We start from the raw sequence: 18826 nt of genomic DNA, 5'->3' as shown, positions 1-18826 counted from the left end.
CGGGCGGGGGAGAGCCCCCGTCCGGTCGTCGGGGCGTCACCAGGGACCCGCGTCCGGGGCGCGACGTACGATTCCCCGGTGATCTTCCGGACCGCCGCGACCACCGCCGCCCTCGCGATCGTCCTCGCGATCGTCGGTGCGGTCACGGGACCGCAGTGGGACCCGGTGCCCGTGACCGAGCACCGGCGGCCCGCGACGCCCGACACCACGATCGGCGGCCAGCCCCCCGGGGGCGCCGCTCCGGTCGGCACGTTCGACGTGCGCGAGACGGAGGTGACGATCCGGCTCGACGGCGCGACGGTCGGCGGCATCTTGCGCGAGCCCGTCGACGCGGGGGGCGACCTCCCGGGCGTGGTGTTCGTGCACGGCGCGGGCACGGGCCTCGCGACGGAGGCGTTCGTCGACGTCGCGACCGACCTCGCGAGCGCCGGTGTCGTGACGCTCGTGCCCGACAAGCGCCTCGACACGTACACGACGCGCCACCGCGACTACGAGGCCATGGCGCGCGACTACGAGCACTCCGTGGACCTGCTCCGGGCGCGACCGGGGGTCGACCCGGACCAGGTCGGCCTGTACGGGGAGTCGGAGGGCACGTGGATCGTGCCCGTGATGGCGGTCGAGGACCCGACGATCGCGTTCTCCGTGCTCGTGTCCGCCCCGGTCGTGCCGCCGCGCCAGCAGGCCGCGTTCGCGGTCGACAGCTACCTGCGCAACACGGACGTCCCGCACGGGGTGTTCCGCGCGATCCCGCGCGCGGTCGGCATGGCGATCCCGGGAGGTGGGTTCGAGTACGCCGACTTCGACGTCGAGCCGTTCCTCGAGCGGCTCACCCAGCCGGTCCTCGTCGTCTACGGCACCGCGGACCCGTCGATGCCGGTCGAGCAGGGCGCGCAGCAGATCCTCGACGCGACCGGACCGTCGTCGGTGTCCGGCGGCGCCGACGTCACCGTCCGGTTCTACGAGGACGCGAACCACGGGATCAAGATCGACGACGTGCTCGTCCCCGACTTCCCGCGCGACCTCGGCGCGTGGATCACGTCCCTGCCGGACAGCGCGACCGCGCAGCCGCAGGTCGCCGGCGCGGAGCCGAACCAGCAGTACCTCGCGGGGCCCGTCCCGACCCCGCGCTGGCTCGGCAACGGCGACCTCCTCGTCGGGCTCGTGCTCGGCGCCGTGGGCCTGCTCGTGCTGGGGCCGGTCGTCGGGCTCCTGGGCGGGCTCGTGCGACGCCTGCGTCGCGTCGCCGGGCGCCCGAGCGCGCCAGCCGGGCTCGCGCCCGGCTTCCGGCTGCCGCTCGCCGGGCTCGGGGCGGGGGCCGTCGGGACGACGGTGGCCCTCGTGGTCTACCTCGTCGCCGTCGCCCGGCTCGCGCTCGACTACGAGAAGGACGCGTGGGTCGTGCAGGGCGGCTGGGTCGGGGTGCGGCTCGTCGGGCTCGCGACGCTCGTCGCCGCAGCCCTCCTGATCAACCGCTCCGCGGAGGTCCGGGCGGCGCGACGAGCAGCGGCGGAGCTCTCCGACGCGGGCGGCACGGACGTGCTCGAGGAGGGGCGGACCGGAGTGCTGCGCGTCGCGCGAGGCGTGACGACGCGCGTCATGCTGTGGTGCGTCGTCGCGGGCGCGGCGATCCTCCTCGTCATCCTCGCGTACTGGGGCGTGTACCAGCTCGGCATCTGACCGCTCGCCCGGGCGCGGGCGACGCCGCGTGCGTATCGTGGACAGGTGAGGCGCCGTCGGCTCGCGCAGGACCGGGCGGCTCGTGCCGGGCACGTCACCCACGAGCCGACGACGGACGGTGCCAGCGCACCGGCGAGCTTCGTCAGCTTCGAGCTCCTCCCGCCCGAGCTGCGCACGGACGACCGCTTCGACGCCGTGTTCGACGGCGAGCCGGAGGCCGTGCGCGACCACGACGCGGCCGTGCCGGCCACCCCGGCCGCCCGGAGGGACCGACGCCGCACCCCGCACCCTCAGGGCCACGGGAGCACGCCGCGACCCACGGCCCCCGCGGCACGGCCCGCCGCGACCGGCCGCGAGCACGGGCAGGGGAGCGGTGACACGGACGCGCCGAGGCGTGCCTGGTACGCGCACCCCGTGCCGTGGGTCGCGGTGGCGGTCGCCGCCGCGTTCGCGGGCTCGGTCGCCTTCACCGCCTCGATGGAGGACGCGCGGCCCGTCGACGTCACCGCGCTCGCGGGCGGGCTGCGCCCGCTCGAGGAGCCGCCCGCGCCGCGCTGGACCGTCCCGGTCGCGCCGGGCTCCGAGATCGTCCCGGCGGCGGGAGCCGTCGTCACGGTCGACGGCGGGCTCACGGCGTACTCGGTCGAGGACGGGTCGGTGCTCTGGCGGTCCGAACGCCTGGGCGACCGGGCCACGTGCCTGCCGGCCCAGGGCGAGCCCGCCCGCGAGGTGGTCGTGTGCGCCGTGCCGTCGGGGTGGCGCGAGCAGGTCGCCCGGCTGGTCACCGTCCGGTCCGCGACGGGCGAGGTCGTCGGGGACCGGACGGTCGAGACAGCGGGTCGCCTGTCCGTCGTGCCGATCGGTGCCACCGACGTCGTGCGCGCCTGGTGGCGGGGTGGCGAGGTCGCCGTCGTGCGCGAGGACGCGGCGACCGGAGAGGTCCGCTGGGACCGGTCGCTCCAGCACGACGGGCTCGGGCGTGGGGGTGACGTCGTGCTCGACGTCCGCCGCGGGGTGGTCGACGTCCTGGCGCCGGGCGTCGCCGCGGCGCTCACCGAGGACGGCCGCTCGCTCGTCGAGGACGACGTGTGGACCATCGTGCGGCTCCAGGACGGGCGCTACGTGGGGAACGAGTACGGGCGCGGCACGGCGACCGTGTTCACGGCCGCGGGCGAGCCGACCTTCCGGATCAAGGGTCGCGTCCTGGAGTCGCCGCTGTCCGACGGCTCCGCTCCCGGGGTGATCGTCACGAACACGTTCGGGAGCATCGTGGGGGTCGACGCGGCGACCGGCTCGGAGCTCTGGTCCCTCCCGGGGACCGGCCTGCGGGCGGTGGCGCGCGTCGACGGGCGCGTCGTCGTGCAGACGGACTCGTCGTACCGCAGCGTCGACGCGCGCACCGGCGAGGAGGCCTGGGCCGTGAACCTCGACGAGAGCGGGCCCTGGCCGGTGCTCACGGACGGACGATCTCTCTTCGTGACCGAGCGCGGTCGCGAAGGGCAGGGGCTCGTGTCGCTCGCGCTCGACGACGGGGCCGTCGAGTGGCGCTGGACGCTGCCCGAGGACACGTACCACGTGGTCGCGGTCGAGGGTCGGCTCTTCCTGCTCGGCGTCGACCGGCTGACGGCCGTGTCCTGAGCCGCGTCCCCGGATCGGGGCCCGCGCCGCGTGGGCGCTTGAAGACGCACGTGATGAACCGGTAGAAACGGTCGGGGCCCGTCGGGCCGGCGTGCGTGCGTACGGCACGGCGCGACAGCGTAGGGAGTGCACGATGACCAACCAGACAGAGCCGGCCGAGGACCCGCAGCCCCGTGCTGCGGGCACCGGGCCGACCACGGCGCCCGACGGCGTCGCGGTGGGTGACGGGGACTCCTCGGCCGAGCGCGCGCCGGTCGGGACACCCGCGGAGCCGGGCGTCGGAGACGGCGGACCTGGCGGCGAGGAGAGGGTCGAGACGCCCGCCGAGCCGGTCGCCCCGTCGGGAGCCGCCTCGCCCTTCGCCGGGATCCCCGTGAGCGACTACGTGCGCGACGGCGTCGCCGCGCTCCTGCTCCTCGTGTCCCTCGCGCTGCCGTGGGACGCCGCGAGCCGTGCGTCGGACAAGATCGAGGTCGTCCTGCTGACGATCCTCTCCCTGCTCACCCTCGCGCTGCCGTACCTGGCACGCACCGGGGTGCTCCCCGCGTCCTGGACCGTGCACACCACGCGGAAGGTCCGCCTGCTCGCCAACGCCCCGTACGTCCTGCTCGTGGGCGTGTACCTCGTCGTCGACGTCGTCGGGGGCGGGGACTTCGGCGACGGCTGGGGCGGCGTCGGCTCCGCGGCCGCGCTCGGGCTCGCGGGCGCGCTCCTCGCGGCGCAGCCGCGCGAGAGCGAGCTCGGTCCGCAGGACCAGGACCGCGCCGTCACGAACCGGTGGCTCCAGGCGCTCCTCGTCGGGGCCGCCGTCCTGGCGGTGACCGTCCTGCTCACGGTCATCCTCACCGTCACGGGGACCCGCCTCGGCGGCGCCCTCTTCGTCCTGCTCGTGCTCGTCTCGGCGCTGTTCGTCCTCGCGCTCGTCGGGCTGCCGACGTACGGCACGTGGCGCCGTTCCGAGGCGGCGCGCCTCACGCTCGTCGGGCTGGGCGTCATCCTCGCGGTGGCGTTCGTGCTCGGCTCGGGCAACAACGGGCTCCTCACGATCGAGAGCACGCACCGCGGCCGGTTCGGGCTCGTGCTCGTCCCGGCGCTCGCCGCGATCGCCGCGGCGCCCGCCGTGCACCGGGCGATGACCGCGGCCGACCCCGTGAAGACCTGGGTGCGCGTCGCCGTGAACGCCCTCGACCTCGCGCTCGTCGTCGCCGGGTACGTCGCCGTGAGCGCCGTGCTCACGCTGGCCGACGGCGCTCGCGGGGTGCCGGTCGTGCTCGCCGTCGTGGTGGGGGTGCTCGCGGCGGCCGTCGCGTTCGTCGCGCGCCGCTCGCTCGCCCGTGACGCGACGTCGGGTCGCCCGCTCGCCCTCGGCGGTGCCGGGGTCGTCGCCCTGCTGGGCATCGTCCTGCTCGTCGTGACGTCCAACCGGGTCGTGTTCGGCGGCGGCGTCGAGCACGTGCTCCTCGCGTTCGGGCTCCCGCTGCTCGTCGTCGGCGCCCTGACCGTCCCGCGCGAGGTGCGCGCGTACTTCGCCGAGCACCGCCCGGTGCCCGCCGCTGCCGCCGGGGAGGCGGCGCAGGCGTACGTCTGGCAGCCGCCCGCGCCCAAGCCTGTCCGCCCGGCGCCCGCCACGCCGTCCGGACCCGTGGCGGCGCAGCCGCCGGCCGGCCCCTACCCGGCGACGCCGCACGGTGGTGCGGCGTACCCGGGCGCCGCGCAGACCGGTCCGGCCGCCGCGCAGCAGCCGGACCAGGGCCGTTGGGCGCCCGCGGGCGGCGACGCGACCGAGGTCCTCCCGGTCCAGCAGGTCGAGCCCGAGCGCAGCGGGTACGCGGCGCGCCCGGGGCTGGACCCCGACCAGGGCCCCTCGACCGCCGTCATGCCGGCGTACCAGGAGGGGCAGCCGGGCACGGGCCCGCAGCCGACCGCTCAGCCCGGCGCGGCGTCGCCCGCGCAGGGCTACCAGGGCTACGGCCAGCAGGGCTACCCCCAGCAGGGCTACCAGCAGCAGCCGCAGCAGGGCTACGGCGGCGGCTACGGGCAGCAGCCCGCGGCGCAGCCGCAGCAGGCGTACTCGCCGCCCGCCCAGGCTCCGGGCTTCACGGCCGCCCAGGCGCTCGACCCGAGCACGCCGCTCGAGGTCCTCGCGCAGATCGTCCAGGACGCGCCGCACCTGCGGCCCCAGGTGGCGGCGAACCCGTCCACCTACCCGGCGCTGCTGGAGTGGCTCGGCAACCTCGGCGACCCCGCCGTCGACGCCGCGCTGCGCTCGCGCCGCTGACCGACCGACGACGCCCGGCCGACCTCCCTGCGGAGGCGGCCGGGCGTCGTCGTGCCGCTGTGCGGGGGACGGACAGCCCTGCCACGGCGTTCCCACCGACGACGTGCCCGAGGAGCGGACGTCCTCGGGCCACCGACCGTGGAGGAGTACAGTGGCGTCGTGCACCTGATGCGGCAGCTCCTCCTTCGTTGCCGCGGCGAGGCTCTCTAGCCGGTCCCTCGTCGCGGTGGTCGGTGTGCCGGCTGACACCCATCAGACGACCCGAAGGACCCACGATGAACGCCTCAGCCCCCTCCTCGACGGCGACCGCCACGGACGCGAACCCGCAGCAGCCGTCGGGCATGCCGATCCACAAGTACCTGCCGTTCCACCGGCAGATCGACGTGTCGGTGCCCGACCGCACGTGGCCCGACAAGCGCATCGAGACCGCCCCCCGCTGGTGCGCGGTCGACCTGCGCGACGGCAACCAGGCCCTCATCGAGCCCATGAACGCGGAGCGCAAGCTGCGCATGTTCGAGCTGCTCGTCGAGATGGGCTACAAGGAGATCGAGGTCGGCTTCCCGTCGGCCTCGCAGACCGACTTCGACTTCGTCCGGATGCTCATCGAGGAGGACCGCATCCCCGACGACGTCGTCATCCAGGTCCTGACGCAGTCCCGCGAGCACCTCATCGCGCGCACCTACGAGGCGATCAAGGGCGCCAAGCAGGCGATCGTCCACCTGTACAACTCGACGTCGGTGCTCCAGCGCGAGGTCGTGTTCCGCTCCGACCCCGAGGGCATCATCGCGATCGCCGTCGACGGCGCGCGGCTGTGCAAGAAGTTCGAGGAGACCGTCCCGGGGACGACGGTCTACTACGAGTACTCGCCCGAGTCGTACACCGGGACCGAGCTCGAGTTCGCCGCGCGCATCTGCAACGAGGTGCTCGAGGTCTTCGAGCCCCGCCCGGACCGCAAGGTCATCATCAACCTGCCCGCCACGGTCGAGATGGCGACGCCGAACGTCTACGCCGACTCGATCGAGTGGATGAACCGGCACCTGAACCACCGCGAGAACGTCGTCCTGTCGCTGCACCCGCACAACGACCGCGGCACCGCGGTCGCCGCCGCCGAGCTGGGGTACCAGGCCGGCGCCGACCGCATCGAGGGCTGCCTGTTCGGCAACGGCGAGCGCACCGGCAACGTGTGCCTCGTGACGCTGGGCATGAACCTGTTCAGCCAGGGCGTCGACCCGCAGATCGACTTCTCCGACATCGACCACGTGCGCCGCACCGTCGAGTACTGCAACCAGCTCGGCGTGCCCGAGCGACACCCCTACGCCGGCGACCTCGTCTTCACGGCGTTCTCCGGCTCGCACCAGGACGCCATCAAGAAGGGCTTCGACGCGATGGCCGTCCACGCGGAGGCCGAGGGCAAGACGGTCGACGACCTCGTGTGGGCCGTCCCGTACCTGCCGATCGACCCCAAGGACGTCGGTCGCTCCTACGAGGCCGTCATCCGGGTCAACTCGCAGTCCGGCAAGGGCGGCATCTCCTACCTGCTGAAGTCGGAGCGCCACCTCGACCTGCCGCGGCGGCTCCAGATCGAGTTCAGCCAGGCGGTGCAGCACCACACCGACCAGCAGGGCACCGAGGTCACTGGCGACGACATCTGGCGGATCTTCTCCGACGAGTACCTGCCCGTCGAGGCCGACTCCGGCCTGGAGCCGTGGGGTCGGCTCAAGCTGCGCTCGACGCGCGCGTCGTCGAGCGAGGACGGGCCGGACACGCTGAGCGTCGACGTCGTCGACCGCGGCGAGCAGCTCACGCTCGAGGGCACCGGAAACGGTCCTGTCGCCGCCTTCGTGGACGCGGTCGCCCAGGTGGGCGTCGACGTCCGCGTGCTCGACTACGCCGAGCACGCCCTGTCCGAGGGCGGCGACGCGCTCGCCGCCGCCTACGTCGAGTGCCAGGTGGGCGACGACGTCCTGTGGGGCGTCGGCATCGACCCGTCCATCACCACGGCGTCGCTCAAGGCGATCGTGTCCGCCGTGAACCGCGCGGAGCGCGCGGAGGGCTGACCACCGCCTCGCCGATCTTCCGACGGCCCGGACGACCTCGTCGTCCGGGCCGTCGGTTTTTGTCGACACAGCGTTGGTAAGATGCCGACGCACTGTCGACAAACATCGGAAGGTCCCTCATGTTCCTCGCGTTGCGCGAGCTCGTCTTCGCGCGCACCCGCTTCCTGCTCATGGGTGGTGTGGTCGCGCTGGTCGCGGTCCTCGTCGTCCTCCTCTCCGGGCTGTCCGCCGGCCTCGTCAACGACGGCGTCTCCGGCCTCAAGCGCACGCCCGTCACCGACTTCGCCTTCGCCGAGGGCACCGGGACGGACGCCGCGTTCACGCGCTCCGTCATCGAGACGGACCAGGTCGGCACCATGGCCGAGCAGCCGGGCGTGCTCGAGGCCGCCCCGTACGGCCTGCTCCTGGCGAACGCGCACCAGGAGGACGGCTCGCCCGTCGACCTCACCCTCGTGGGCGTCGAACCCGGCTCGTTCGTGGCCCCGGTCGTGATCGCGGAGGGCGACTCCGTCGGGGCGTCGGACGGCATCGTCGTCTCGGCGACCGCCGCCGAGGACGGCCTCGCCGTCGGGGACACCGTGGCCCTCGCACGCCCGGAGCGCACGCTGACCGTCGTGGGCGTCCTCGAGGACCAGCACACGTTCGGCCACGTCGACATCGCGTACCTCCCGCTCGACACGTGGCAGGAGCTGCTCGCCGGTGCCGAGGAGCCGGGCGCCGATGTCCCGGACGTCGCGACCGCGGTCGCGCTGCGCACCGACCCCGGGTCGTTCGACCGCGAGGCCGCCGACGCGGCGTCGGGCACGGTGACGCGCACGCTCACCGAGTCCTTCGACGCCTCGCCCGGGTACGCGGCCGAGACCGCGACCCTCCTCCTCATCCAGGTGTTCCTCTACGCCATCTCGGCGCTCGTCGTCGGGGCGTTCTTCACCGTGTGGGTCATCCAGCGCCGGCACGAGATCGCCGTCATGCGGGCCATGGGGGCGCGGCGCCGGTTCCTGCTCGCCGACTCTCTCGGCCAGGCCGCCGTGCTCCTGCTCGCCTCGATCGGCGTGGGCTTCGCCCTCGGCATCGCGGCGGGTGCAGGCCTCGGCGCGTCCCCGATGCCTTTCGCGCTCCAGGCGCCCGACCTCGTGCTGGCCGGCGTCCTGCTCTTCGTCCTCGGCATGGCCGGAGCAGCCGTCGCCGTCGCGCGCATCACCTCCGTCGACCCCCTGACCGCCCTGGGAGGGCAGCGATGAGCACCACCACCCCCGCCACGCCCGTGCTCGAGATCGACCGGGTCACCGTGCGCCACGGCGACGGCGACACCACCGTCGTCGCGCTCGACGAGGTGAGCCTGAGCGTCGCCGCGGGCGAGCTCGTCGGTGTCGTCGGGCCCTCCGGCTCCGGCAAGTCGAGCCTGCTCGCGGTCGCCGGCGCGCTCACGGCCCCGGAGTCTGGGACCGTCCGCCTCGAAGGTGTCGACCTCGGCGCGGCAGGCGAGCGCGAGCGCGCCCGGCTGCGGCGCGAGCGCATCGGCTTCGTCTTCCAGTCCGGCAACCTCCTCCCCGCGCTCACGAGCGTCGACCAGCTCCGGCTCGCGCTGCGGGTCGCCCGGATCGACGAGCGAGACCCCCGCGCCCGCGACCCCCGCGACCTCCTGGAGTCCGTGTCCATGAGCCACCGTGCGGACCGTCGCCCGGACCAGCTCTCCGGCGGCGAGCGGCAGCGCGTAGGCATCGCCCGCGCACTGGTCGCGAGCCCCGCGCTGCTCCTCGTCGACGAGCCGACGGCGGCGCTCGACCGGGCGCGCAGCCACGAGGTCGTGAGCCTCTTGGCCCGCGAGGCCGAGGCGTTCGGCGCCGCCGCGCTCATGGTGACGCACGACCACGACGTGCTCGAGCACTGCCACCGCGTGGTCGAGATGGTCGACGGGCGCCTCGGGGTCCCCACCGCCGCCGGGTGACCTGCCGGGTGCTCAAGGGGTGCGGCGCCCGCAAGGACGGCGCCGCCCCCGCGCCCGGTCCTCGGGCATGATGGTCCGGCCGGGCCGTCGTGCCCGGAGAGGAGGAGGCACCGTGCCGAAGATCGCCGCGCCGACGGTCGCGGAGCACCGCGCCGCGCAGCTGCGTGCGCTGCTCGACGCCGCGCGCGAGCTCATCCGCGAGGACGGGAGCGGGCTCACGCTCGCGGCGGTCGCGGCGCGCGCCGGGCTCGCCCGGTCGAGCGTCTACCAGTACTTCCGGTCGCGGGAGGAGCTCCTGGACGCCGTCGTCGCCGACGTGGTGCCGCGGTGGTCGGCGCGCATCACGGCCGCGGTAGCGACGGCGGCGTCCCCGGAGGACGCGATCGTCGCCTACGCGCGCGAGAACTTGCTCCTCGTCGCCGAGGGCGAGCACGCGGTCGTCGCCGCGCTGCGCGCCGAGGCGGGCCGCGAGACGCTCGCCCAGCAGAGCGCGGCGATGCACGCGACGATCCTCGTGCCGCTCGTGGAGGCCCTGGAGCAGCTCGACGTCCCGGACGCCGCACGCTCCGCGGAGCTCGTCAACGCCGTGGTCCTCGCCGCGGCCCGCCAGGTGGAGGCCGGCGAGGACGCGGAGACGACGCTGGCCCGGGTGCGCGCCGTGCTCGGGTGCCTCGCGCCCGCCTGAGCGTCGTCGGCGGGTGGTGCGCACCGTGTCGGCGGTGTGACGGACAATAGGGGCGTGGTGCTGTACCGAGACGACGCGATCGTGCTGCGCGCCCAGAAGCTGGGCGAGGCGGACCGTATCGTCACCCTCCTGACGCGCGAGCACGGCAAGGTGCGCGCGGTGGGCAAGGGCGTGCGGCGCACGTCGTCCCGGTTCGGGGCGCGGCTGGAGCCGTTCATGGTCGTCGACGTCCAGCTCTACGCGGGCCGGTCGCTGGACACGGTGACGCAGGCGGAGACGATCGGCCCGTACGCCCGGCGGATCTGCGAGGACTACGGCCTGTACACGGCGGGCGCGGCGATGCTGGAGACGGCGGAGCGGCTCGTCGCGGACGAGCGCGAGCCAGCGGTGCAGCAGTACTGGCTGCTCGCGGGGGCGCTGCGGGCGCTGTCCGAGCAGGCGCACGCGCCGGGCCTCGTCCTGGACTCCTACCTCCTGCGGGCGCTCGCCGTCGCGGGCTGGGCGCCGTCGTTCGTCGACTGCGCACGCTGCGGCGAGCCGGGTCCGCACCACGCGTTCGCCGTCGCGCAGGGAGGCGCGGTGTGCTCGCGCTGCCGCCCGCCCGGTTCGACGGCGCCGGCCCCCCAGACCTTCGCCCTCCTCGCCGCGCTGCTCGCGGGAGACTGGGAGACCGCCGACGCGTCGGACGCCCGGCACCGCAAGGAAGCGAGCGGCCTCGTGGCCGCGTACAGCCAATACCACCTGGAGAGAACGTTGCGATCACTGCGCATGGTCGAGCGGGACGCGCCCGTCGTCCCGCCTGCCGCCTCGCCCGCCGGACCGGTCGGCGTCGCCGCGGACCGTCAGGGCCGCGGGGCCGACGCCTGATGGCGAAGCGGACGTACGCGCGACCGTTCCCGCACCCGAGCGGCGAGCAGGCGCCGGCGATCCCGGCGCAGTTCGTGCCGAACCACGTCGCCGTCGTCATGGACGGCAACGGTCGCTGGGCCAACGCGCGCGGGCTGCCGCGCACCGCGGGCCACGAGGCGGGCGAGGCCGCGCTGCTCGACGTCGTCGCGGGGGCGATCGAGATCGGCGTCAAGCACGTGTCGGCGTACGCGTTCTCGACCGAGAACTGGAAGCGCTCACCCGACGAGGTGCGGTTCCTCATGGGCTTCAACCGCGACGTCATCCGGCGGCGCCGCGACGAGATGGACTCGTGGGGCGTGCGCGTGCGGTGGGCGGGGCGCCGGCCGCGGCTGTGGACGTCCGTGATCAAGGAGCTCGAGATCGCGGAGGAGAAGACGAAGCACAACGACGTGTGCACCCTGACGATGTGCGTCAACTACGGGGGACGCGCGGAGATCGCCGACGCCGCGGCCGCCATCGCGCGCGAGGTCGCCACCGGGCGGCTCGACCCGCGCAAGGTCACCGAGCGCACCGTCCAGCAGCACCTCGACGAGCCCGACCTCCCGGACGTCGACCTGTTCCTGCGCAGCTCGGGCGAGCAGCGCACGTCCAACTTCATGATCTGGCAGGCGGCGTACGCGGAGCTCGTGTTCCTCCCGGAGCCGTGGCCGGACGTCGACCGACGGTCGCTGTGGCGCGCGGTCGAGGAGTACGCGCGCCGCGACCGTCGCTACGGTGGCGCGGTCGACGCGGTGGGCGGCACAGCCTGAGGTCGTGGGCCCGCCGTGCGAGGGACGGCGTGGGTGGCGGCCGGTAGCGTGCGCGCCATGGCTCTGAGCATCGGCATGGTGACCGTGGACTCCACCGACCCTCGTCCGCTCGCGCAGTGGTGGGCGCGTCAGCTCGGCGGACGGGTGGTCGACGAGTCGGACGGGTGGTTCCTCGAGGTCGTGCCCGCGGAGGGCGTGACCGCCCCGGTCCTCGGCTTCCAGCGCGTCGAGGACCCGACCCCCGGCAAGAACCGGCTGCACCTGGACCTCGGGACGTCCGACCGCGAGGCCGACGTCGCCGCGCTCGTGGCGGACGGCGCGACGTTCGTCGCGGAGCACACCATCCCCGGGTACCGCTGGGCCGTGCTCGCCGACCCGCAGGGCAACCAGTTCTGCGTCGGCGCGGCCGACGGTTCCGCGACGACGCCCGGCTGAGCCGCGGTCCGGCGCAGGCACCCTCGATCCACCCCCGCCTGGGACGGGCCGTCAGCGGACGAGCGCGTCGAGCCGCGAGGCGAGCTCGACCGGCCGGCTGAGCGCCACGAGGTGGCCGCCGGGCAGCGTCTCGACCTCGGTGCCGAGCCGTTCACGGGCGACGGCGCGCTGGAAGGGCACCGGGAAGAGCCGGTCGTCGTCGCCCTGGAGCACGACCGTCGGCACGGCCGGCCAGGCGCGCGCCGGCCACGGCTCGGCGAAGGAACGCTCGGACGGTTGCCGGTCGCTCTGCTGCACGACGGCGGCGACGTCGTCGGGCACGTCGTGGAAGAAGTCGTCCACGGGGTCGAACGGCCCGAGCCCGGTCTTCGCACGCCGCGCGGCGTGGTCGGTGGCGCGCCACCAGTCGGCACCCGTCTCGCCCGGCAGCGGGATCATGGGGTTGAGGAGGACGAGCAGGCTCACCCCCTCGCGCTCGCACACGAGCGGGCCGACGTACGCGCCCATGGACTGGGCGACGACGACCACGCCGTCCCGCTCGGCGGGACCGGACGCGCGGTGCAGGGAGCGGTGCAGGGTCGCGACGGCGACGTCGGTGAGGTCCGCCCAGCCGTAGGCCTCGTCGTGCTGGGGCAGGTCGACGGGCACCGGCAGGTGGCCGAGCCGGACGAGCTCCGGCGCGAGCAGGTCCCAGTACGCGGGGTCGCCGCCGGCACCGGGCAGCAGGAGGAACGTGGTCATGCACGTTCGGACGGTCGGGCGCGCGTCATCTCATCGGTCGAGGCGCGGTGCGTCCCGCGCGTCCTGGACGCGGGCGTCGAGGACGGGGCCCTTCCCGTCGAGGGCGACCGCCGGGCCCACCGCGGCGGCGGGCCCCCGGGCGGAGCGGCGTCGAACCATGACGACCGCCCCGACGGCCACGGCGCCGACCAGCAGGACCAGCGCCGCGACGCCCCACGGCGACCCGGTCGCCGCGGCGAAGGCGGCGGTCCACACGGCCCAGCCGACGGTCGCGTAGATGGTCGCGTGGATCGCGCACCCGAGCGTCATCGCGGCGAGGTAGCGGCCGAACGGCATCCGGACGACGCCCGCGGCGGCGTTGACGACCGTCTTGGTCCCGGTCGCGAGGAAGGACACGGGGACGGCGAGGACGCCCCAGCGGCGGACGGTCTCGATCCCGCGCGCCGCCGAGCGCCCGGACAGCCAGGCGTGGACGCGCGCGACCCACGGCTTCACGGGTCGCGTGCGGTCGAGCGTCCACGTCGTGACGAGCCGCGCGATCCAGTACGTCGCCTGCGTCCGGACGAACGCGACCGCGAAGAAGAACGCGAACAGCGCGGCGAACGGGGCGCCGTCCAGCGCGTCGGGCACGGCTCAGTCCCGCGCGGAGACGCGGGCGCACCCGGCGCACGTGCCGAACAGCTCGATCGTGTGCTGGATGTCGACGAACCCGTGCGACGTGCCCACCTGGTTGGCCCACGCCTCGACGGTCGGGCCGTCGATCTCGACCGTGCGGCCGCACGTGCGGCACACGAGGTGGTGGTGGTGCTCGCGGCGCTCGCACCGGCGGTAGAGGTTCTCGCCCTCCTCGGTGCGCAGCACGTCGACGTCGCCGCCGTCCGCGAGGCTCTGGAGCGTGCGGTAGACCGTGGCGAGCCCCACGTTGTCCCCGCGCGTGCGCAGGATCTCGTGGAGCTGCTGGGCGCTGCGGAAGTCGTCGAGGTTCTCCAGGGCGTCCGAGACGGCTGCGCGCTGGCGGGTCATGCGCTGCACGAGTCACCTCCGGGTGTGCGGTCCGACGCCCCCGAGGGTACGAGGTCGAGCTCGACGTCGTCGGGGATGTCCGGGTGCGGGTCACGCGCCACGCGCGGGCGTCGGCGGACCCACAGCGGCCGCAGGACGGCGACGACGAGGTAGGTGGCGATCGCGAGGACCACGATGGTGGCACCCGGCGAGACGTTGTTCCAGTACGTGAAGGACAGCCCCACGACGCACACGACCACGCCCACGACGGACGCGACGAGCATCGTCCGGCGGAACGAGCGCGTGACGAGCTGCGCGACCGCGACGGGCACGATCATGAGCGCGCTCACGAGCAGCAGCCCGACGACCCGCATCGACACCGTCACGGTGAGCGCGGCGACGACGGCGACCGCGATGTTGAGCGTCCGCACGGGCAGGCCCGACGCGCGCGCGAACTCCTCGTCGTGGCTCACGGAGAACAGGGCCGCGCGCAGCCCGACGCCCACGAGCAGGATCACGGCGCTGAGAACGACGGTGAGGACGAGGTCCGACGACGTGACGGTCGAGATGGAGCCGAAGAGGTACTGCATGAGGCTCCCCGAGGAGCCCCCGGCCAGCCCGATGAGCAGGACGCCGCCCGCGATGCCGCCGTAGAACAGGAGCGCGAGCGCGAGGTCGCCGCTCGTCCGGCCGCGCTCGCGCACGACCTCGATCGCCACCGCGCCGAGCACGGCGGCGACGACGGCTCCGGGGATCGCGAGCGCGTCGTTCGGGACGACGCCCATCGCGGCGCCGACGAGCCACCCGAGCGCGACGCCGGTGAGCGCGACGTGCCCGATGCCGTCGCCGAGGAGCGACAGCTTGCGCTGCACGAGGTAGGTACCCACGACGGGCGCGCTGACGCCGACCAGCAGGGCGGCGAGCAGCGCGCGCTGCATGAGGGGGTCGGTGAGCATCAGCGAGATCTCGGAGAACAACGTGGTCATGAGGCCGTCCTGGGTGCGTGGCCCGCGGCGAGGTCGGGGTTCAGCGTGTCGGTGAGCCCGGTCTCCGGGCCGCCGGAGCGGTTGTCGGTGTCCGCGGGCTCGTGCGGGTGCAGGTGCTGGTGCGCGGCGCCCGCGTGGGTCGACGACGCGCGGGGCGGGGCGCCGTCGTGCACGACGCGGCCGTGGCGCAGCACGACCGCGCGTTCGATGAGCGGGGCGAGCGCGCCGAGCTCGTGGAGGACGACGAGCACGGTGAGCCCGTCGCCCACGAGCCGCGTCATGGTCGCGGCGAACGCCTCCTGGCTGGGCTTGTCCACACCGGCGACCGGCTCGTCGAGGACGAGGAGGTCGGGCCGGCGGACCAGGGCGCGTGCGATGAGCACGCGCTGCTGCTGGCCGCCCGACAGCTCGGCGGTGGAGTCGTCCGCGCGGTCGGCGAGCCCTACGAGGTCGAGCGCCTCGACCGTGCGCGCCCGCCAGCCGCGGGGGAGCCGGAGGCGGCCGCCACCGAGGAGGCCGGAGGCGACGACCTCGGACGCCGTGGAGGGCATGCCCGACGGCGCGGCGACGCGCTGCGGCACGTACCCGAGCCGCTGCCAGGGCAGGCGGGGACCGAGCGGTGCGCCGAACAGGTCGACGGAGCCGCGGGACAGCGGGACGATCCCGACGAGAGCCCGCACGAGCGTCGACTTGCCCGACCCGTTGGCGCCGAGGACCGCGACGACCTCACCGGTGCCGACGGTCAGGTCGATCCCGCGCAGGATCTCGCTCCCGCCGAGGGTCACGTGGACGTCGCGGGCGGCGACGAGCTCCGCTGCGTCCGTCATGAGCAGGCGAGACCGGAGGTGAGCGCCTCGAGGTTGGACTCCATGACCTCACGGTAGTCCGTCGCACCCTCCGCGAGGCTCTCGATCGGGTCGAGGAGCGCGGTCTGCACGCCGAGGTCGTCGGCGAGCGTCTGGGTCACCTTGGGGCTGACGAGCGTCTCGAAGAAGAGCGTGGTCACGCCGTTCTTGCGGACGACCTCGCCCACCTCGCGCAGGCGCGCGGGTGACGGCTCGGCCTCGGGGTCGATGCCCGAGATGCCCACCTGGTGGAGGTCGTAGCGCTCCGCCAGGTACCCGAACGCCTCGTGCGACGTGACCAGCGTCGCGCCCGCGCAGGGCGCGAGCGCCTCGGCGAACTCGGTGTCGAGGTCGTCGAGGTCCGCGGTGAGGGCGGCGGCTCCGGCGGCGTAGTCGTCCGCGTGGTCGGGGTCGATCGCGGAGAGCTCGTCCGCGACGGCGTCGCCGACGGCGGCGAGGCGTGTCGGGTCGAGCCAGAAGTGCGGGTCGGTCGCGCCGTGGTCGTGGCCGTCCCCGGACTCGTCCGCGTGCTCGGCGTGCTCCTCCGCGCTCTCGTCCGCGTGCTCGCCCTCGCCGCCGGGGTGCTCCTCGAGGCCGGCGGACTCGGCGGCGTCGACGACGTGCTCCGGGGCCCGCTGCTCGATGCCCTCGTCGACCGCGGGCTGGAAGCCCGAGAGGTAGACGACGAGGTCGGCGTCGCCGATCGCGCGCACCTGGGCGGGCGCGAGCTCGAGGTCGTGCGGCTCGGCCGCCGGCGGGGTGAGGTTCGAGACGTCGACGTGCTCGCCGCCGACCTGCTCGACGACGTACTGGAGCGGGTAGAACGACGCGAGCACCTGGAGCCGCCCGTCGTCGCTGCTGCCTCCGGAGCCGCCGTCCCCGGGGGAGCACGCCGCGACGAGCGCGGCCGTGGCGAGGGCGGCGGTGGTGATGAGTGCGCGACGGCGCCGGACGGGGGAGCGGTGCATGGCTCCAGTCTCCGCCTTCTTGAGAATGAATGTCAAAACCGTTCCCGGTGAGGCGGGTCACGGCCGGGTACGCTGGTCGGTCGGCGCCCGTGCGGGCGTCGCCCACCCGTCCAGCCCCCACGAGCCACGTGCGGGGCCGTGAGCACCAGGAGTGATGTCCGTGGCCGCAGCGCCCTCACCCACCGCCCGTCTCGACGCCGTCGTCTCCCTCGCCAAGCGGCGCGGGTTCGTCTTCCCCTCGGGCGAGATCTACGGCGGTACCCGCTCCGCCTGGGACTACGGGCCGCTCGGCACCGAGCTCAAGGAGAACATCAAGAAGCAGTGGTGGCGCGCGATGGTCACCAGCCGCGACGACGTCGTGGGCCTCGACTCCTCCGTCATCCTCCCGCGCCAGGTCTGGGTCGCCTCGGGCCACGTCGGCGTCTTCACCGACCCGCTCACGGAGTGCCTGCACTGCCACAAGCGGTTCCGCGAGGACCAGATGATCGAGGAGTTCGAGGAGAAGAAGGGCCGCGCGCCCGAGGGCGGCCTCGCCGAGATCGTGTGCCCCAACTGCGGCACGCGCGGGCAGTGGACCGAGCCGCGCGACTTCAACATGATGCTCAAGACGCACCTCGGCCCCGTCGAGGACGAGTCCGGTCTGCACTACCTCCGGCCCGAGACCGCGCAGGGCATCTTCGTGAACTTCGCCAACGTCATGGGCGCGAGCCGCAAGAAGCCCCCGTTCGGCATCGGCCAGATCGGCAAGTCGTTCCGCAACGAGATCACGCCCGGCAACTTCATCTTCCGCACGCGCGAGTTCGAGCAGATGGAGATGGAGTTCTTCGTCGAGCCGGGCACGGACGCCGAGTGGCACCAGTACTGGATCGACACGCGCACCGACTGGTACGTCGACCTGGGCATCGCGCGCGACAACCTGCGCCTGTACGAGCACCCGCAGGAGAAGCTGTCGCACTACTCGACCCGCACGGTCGACATCGAGTACCGCTTCGGCTTCTCCGGCTCGGAGTGGGGCGAGCTCGAGGGCATCGCGAACCGCACCGACTTCGACCTCAAGACGCACGCCGAGCACTCGGGCAAGGACCTGTCGTACTTCGACCAGACCAAGAACGAGCGCTGGGTGCCGTACGTCATCGAGCCGGCCGCGGGCCTCACCCGCTCGCTCATGGCGTTCCTCGTCGAGGCGTACACCGAGGACGAGGCCCCCAACGCGAAGGGCGGCGTGGACACGCGCACGGTCCTGCGCCTCGACCACCGCCTCGCGCCCGTCAAGGCCGCCGTGCTGCCGCTGAGCCGCAACGAGCAGCTCTCGCCCAAGGCGAAGGACCTCGCGACGGAGCTGCGCAAGTACTGGAACGTCGACTTCGACGACGCCGGGGCCATCGGTCGCCGGTACCGCCGCCAGGACGAGATCGGCACGCCGTTCTGCATCACGGTCGACTTCGACACGCTCGACGACCAGGCCGTGACGATCCGGCACCGCGACTCGATGGCTCAGGAGCGCGTCGCGCTCGACAAGGTCACCGAGTACCTCGCCGGGCACCTGCTGGGCGCCTGACCGTCCGCCCGAGCGCGCGCCCGAGGGTCTGCGCACCGGGCACGCAGGAGGGGCGGGACCGTTGCGGTCCCGCCCCTCCGTCGCGTCGTTCGGGACGCGTCGCCCCCTGCGGCCTCGCGCTAGCGGGCCGCCCCCTTCGCCCGGTTGAGCAGGCCGATCACGAGGCTCACGACCAGCACGATGATGCCGATCCAGATGAGGACCTTCGCGGCCTCGATGGCGACGCCGAGGATGAGCAGCACGGCGCCGACGATGACCAGGATGAGCCAGAGAGGCATGTCGTCCCTTTCGTCCATGTCCGGCCTGTATTGCCGGACCTCCTCAACACTGCCACGACCGGCCGCCGCTCG

Annotated in this window: 18 protein-coding genes; 11 read left to right on the top strand and 7 right to left on the bottom strand. The window is 74.1% G+C overall.

Translation table 11 applies throughout. The annotated features are described in order from the left end of the window. Window positions 1–78: 78 nt before the first annotated feature. The 10 genes from ACN9MS_RS13035 (at window position 79) to ACN9MS_RS12990 (ending at window position 12376) form a co-directional block, all read left to right on the top strand. Window positions 79–1677: an alpha/beta hydrolase family protein gene (locus tag ACN9MS_RS13035; RefSeq protein ID WP_426308971.1), complete on the top strand. Its 1599-nt coding sequence runs from the start codon at window positions 79–81 to the stop codon at window positions 1675–1677. Between the two features lie 45 nt (window positions 1678–1722). Further along, window positions 1723–3315, top strand: coding sequence for a PQQ-binding-like beta-propeller repeat protein (locus tag ACN9MS_RS13030; protein ID WP_426308970.1), 1593 nt, complete (start codon window positions 1723–1725; stop codon window positions 3313–3315). A gap of 133 nt (window positions 3316–3448) precedes the next feature. Continuing rightward, a complete protein-coding gene (locus ACN9MS_RS13025) occupies window positions 3449–5593 on the top strand; it encodes a hypothetical protein (protein ID WP_426308969.1) in 2145 nt (714 codons plus the stop codon). Window positions 5594–5868: 275 nt separating this feature from the next. Then, on the top strand, window positions 5869–7650 hold the full coding sequence (gene leuA / locus ACN9MS_RS13020; RefSeq protein ID WP_426308968.1) for a 2-isopropylmalate synthase: 1782 nt from the start codon (window positions 5869–5871) through the stop codon (window positions 7648–7650). A gap of 119 nt (window positions 7651–7769) precedes the next feature. Continuing rightward, the gene (locus tag ACN9MS_RS13015; RefSeq protein ID WP_426308967.1) at window positions 7770–8891 is read left to right on the top strand and encodes an ABC transporter permease; all 1122 of its coding nucleotides are present in this window, start codon (window positions 7770–7772) and stop codon (window positions 8889–8891) included. After that, window positions 8888–9598 carry an ABC transporter ATP-binding protein gene (locus ACN9MS_RS13010; RefSeq protein ID WP_426308966.1) on the top strand — a complete coding sequence of 237 codons (711 nt, stop codon included), beginning with the start codon at window positions 8888–8890 and terminating at the stop codon, window positions 9596–9598. Before ACN9MS_RS13015 ends, ACN9MS_RS13010 begins: the two co-directional genes overlap by 4 nt. A 112-nt stretch (window positions 9599–9710) precedes the next feature. Next, a complete protein-coding gene (locus tag ACN9MS_RS13005; protein ID WP_426308965.1) occupies window positions 9711–10283 on the top strand; it encodes a TetR/AcrR family transcriptional regulator in 573 nt (190 codons plus the stop codon). A 54-nt stretch (window positions 10284–10337) separates the two neighbouring features. Further along, window positions 10338–11150, top strand: a complete 813-nt coding sequence (gene recO, locus ACN9MS_RS13000) for a DNA repair protein RecO (protein ID WP_426308964.1) — start codon at window positions 10338–10340, stop codon at window positions 11148–11150. Continuing rightward, window positions 11150–11941, top strand: coding sequence for an isoprenyl transferase (locus tag ACN9MS_RS12995; protein ID WP_426308963.1), 792 nt, complete (start codon window positions 11150–11152; stop codon window positions 11939–11941). The genes recO and ACN9MS_RS12995 overlap by 1 nt, the downstream gene beginning before the upstream one ends. A 57-nt stretch (window positions 11942–11998) precedes the next feature. Next, window positions 11999–12376 carry a VOC family protein gene (locus ACN9MS_RS12990; protein ID WP_426308962.1) on the top strand — a complete coding sequence of 126 codons (378 nt, stop codon included), beginning with the start codon at window positions 11999–12001 and terminating at the stop codon, window positions 12374–12376. 51 nt (window positions 12377–12427) lie between these two features. Here ACN9MS_RS12990 and ACN9MS_RS12985 read toward each other — a convergent pair whose 3' ends face one another. The 6 genes from ACN9MS_RS12985 to ACN9MS_RS12960 are packed head-to-tail and all read right to left on the bottom strand — an operon-like array spanning window position 12428 to window position 16918. After that, window positions 12428–13117 carry an alpha/beta fold hydrolase gene (locus tag ACN9MS_RS12985; RefSeq protein ID WP_426308961.1) on the bottom strand — a complete coding sequence of 230 codons (690 nt, stop codon included), beginning with the start codon at window positions 13115–13117 and terminating at the stop codon, window positions 12428–12430. Between the two features lie 30 nt (window positions 13118–13147). After that, window positions 13148–13747: a DedA family protein gene (locus ACN9MS_RS12980; protein ID WP_426308960.1), complete on the bottom strand. Its 600-nt coding sequence runs from the start codon at window positions 13745–13747 to the stop codon at window positions 13148–13150. Window positions 13748–13750: 3 nt separating this feature from the next. Continuing rightward, on the bottom strand, window positions 13751–14140 hold the full coding sequence (locus tag ACN9MS_RS12975) for a Fur family transcriptional regulator (protein WP_426311895.1): 390 nt from the start codon (window positions 14138–14140) through the stop codon (window positions 13751–13753). Continuing rightward, window positions 14137–15105: a metal ABC transporter permease gene (locus ACN9MS_RS12970; RefSeq protein WP_426308959.1), complete on the bottom strand. Its 969-nt coding sequence runs from the start codon at window positions 15103–15105 to the stop codon at window positions 14137–14139. Before ACN9MS_RS12970 ends, ACN9MS_RS12975 begins: the two co-directional genes overlap by 4 nt. Further along, entirely contained in the window at window positions 15102–15932 is an 831-nt protein-coding gene (locus ACN9MS_RS12965; RefSeq protein ID WP_426308958.1) for a metal ABC transporter ATP-binding protein, read from the bottom strand. The genes ACN9MS_RS12970 and ACN9MS_RS12965 overlap by 4 nt, the downstream gene beginning before the upstream one ends. Further along, window positions 15929–16918, bottom strand: coding sequence for a metal ABC transporter substrate-binding protein (locus tag ACN9MS_RS12960; RefSeq protein WP_426308957.1), 990 nt, complete (start codon window positions 16916–16918; stop codon window positions 15929–15931). Before ACN9MS_RS12960 ends, ACN9MS_RS12965 begins: the two co-directional genes overlap by 4 nt. A 160-nt stretch (window positions 16919–17078) precedes the next feature. Here ACN9MS_RS12960 and ACN9MS_RS12955 point away from each other — a divergent pair, with 160 nt between their 5' ends. Continuing rightward, window positions 17079–18476 (top strand): glycine--tRNA ligase, encoded by a 1398-nt coding sequence (locus ACN9MS_RS12955; protein WP_264030566.1) that lies wholly within the window; start codon window positions 17079–17081, stop codon window positions 18474–18476. 119 nt (window positions 18477–18595) lie between these two features. Here ACN9MS_RS12955 and ACN9MS_RS12950 read toward each other — a convergent pair whose 3' ends face one another. Continuing rightward, window positions 18596–18754: a hypothetical protein gene (locus ACN9MS_RS12950; protein WP_144425673.1), complete on the bottom strand. Its 159-nt coding sequence runs from the start codon at window positions 18752–18754 to the stop codon at window positions 18596–18598. Window positions 18755–18826 lie beyond the last annotated feature (72 nt).

The organism is Cellulosimicrobium sp. E-16, assembly GCF_049913115.1.
Classification (GTDB): Bacteria; Actinomycetota; Actinomycetes; order Actinomycetales; family Cellulomonadaceae; genus Cellulosimicrobium.
The sequence above is the reverse complement of the archived record's forward strand: the minus strand, read 5'-3'. Positions and strand labels throughout refer to the sequence as shown.

Excerpts from the sequence above, each read along its gene's own strand:
- ACN9MS_RS12995 (WP_426308963.1), top strand. The coding sequence starts at position 11,150 with ATGGCGAAGCGGACGTACGCGCGACCGTTCCCGCACCCGAGCGGCGAG.
- ACN9MS_RS13015 (WP_426308967.1), top strand. The coding sequence starts at position 7,770 with ATGTTCCTCGCGTTGCGCGAGCTCGTCTTCGCGCGCACCCGCTTCCTG.
- ACN9MS_RS13025 (WP_426308969.1), top strand. The coding sequence starts at position 3,449 with ATGACCAACCAGACAGAGCCGGCCGAGGACCCGCAGCCCCGTGCTGCG.
- ACN9MS_RS12990 (WP_426308962.1), top strand. The coding sequence starts at position 11,999 with ATGGCTCTGAGCATCGGCATGGTGACCGTGGACTCCACCGACCCTCGT.
- ACN9MS_RS13010 (WP_426308966.1), top strand. The coding sequence starts at position 8,888 with ATGAGCACCACCACCCCCGCCACGCCCGTGCTCGAGATCGACCGGGTC.
- ACN9MS_RS12950 (WP_144425673.1), bottom strand. The coding sequence starts at position 18,754 with ATGCCTCTCTGGCTCATCCTGGTCATCGTCGGCGCCGTGCTGCTCATC.
- ACN9MS_RS12985 (WP_426308961.1), bottom strand. The coding sequence starts at position 13,117 with ATGACCACGTTCCTCCTGCTGCCCGGTGCCGGCGGCGACCCCGCGTAC.
- ACN9MS_RS12960 (WP_426308957.1), bottom strand. The coding sequence starts at position 16,918 with ATGCACCGCTCCCCCGTCCGGCGCCGTCGCGCACTCATCACCACCGCC.
- ACN9MS_RS12965 (WP_426308958.1), bottom strand. The coding sequence starts at position 15,932 with ATGACGGACGCAGCGGAGCTCGTCGCCGCCCGCGACGTCCACGTGACC.
- leuA (WP_426308968.1), top strand. The coding sequence starts at position 5,869 with ATGAACGCCTCAGCCCCCTCCTCGACGGCGACCGCCACGGACGCGAAC.
- ACN9MS_RS12970 (WP_426308959.1), bottom strand. The coding sequence starts at position 15,105 with ATGACCACGTTGTTCTCCGAGATCTCGCTGATGCTCACCGACCCCCTC.
- ACN9MS_RS12975 (WP_426311895.1), bottom strand. The coding sequence starts at position 14,140 with ATGACCCGCCAGCGCGCAGCCGTCTCGGACGCCCTGGAGAACCTCGAC.